Origin of the sequence: Pseudoalteromonas sp. Angola-4 (assembly GCF_028599265.1) — a bacterium.
Lineage (GTDB): Bacteria > Pseudomonadota > Gammaproteobacteria > Enterobacterales > Alteromonadaceae > Pseudoalteromonas > Pseudoalteromonas atlantica.
Map to the genome: position 1 here is coordinate 1 of NZ_JAQREK010000087.1, position 461 is coordinate 461.

Here is a 461-nt window from a genome sequence, read left to right on the forward strand (position 1 = left end):
GTTAACAAGTTACATGTTCTGGTTATGTTTGCTGTTTGTTCCTCTGCCTTTTGTTATTTTTTATGAAGAGTTAATTCGCTCGCAAAGCAAAATCAAAAAAACCAAGGCAGGCCCAGATAGCGTATCTCGGCATATTTATTCTGGTAGCGATAGCCTCAGCTATAGTGATTTTCGGATTAAATTACTTGAGGGTAAAGTAACGACCATTGTTGGGCGTATTATTGATGGCACTTTAAGCCTTAGCAAAGGAGCTGATTCGCTTAAAGTTTGTGCTGAAGCTGCGCAGGCTGGCGTTGAAAAAGAAGCATCTGAATTACATCAGGTATCGTCTGCGGTCGAAGAAATGGTGCATTCAATTGACGAGGTAGCAAAAAACACCTTAGTCACTAATCAACGAGTGCAACAAGCTCACCAAGATTGTGAGTCAGCAACGCAAGCCATGTCTGGGACAATGCGAGAGG

General features: G+C 42.3%; 1 pseudogene. It reads left to right on the plus strand.

Annotation, left to right across the window (positions count from 1 at the left end):
• Positions 1-13: 13 nt before the first annotated feature.
• A pseudogene (locus PSH48_RS20930) lies at positions 14-461 on the plus strand (methyl-accepting chemotaxis protein); the annotation flags it as partial.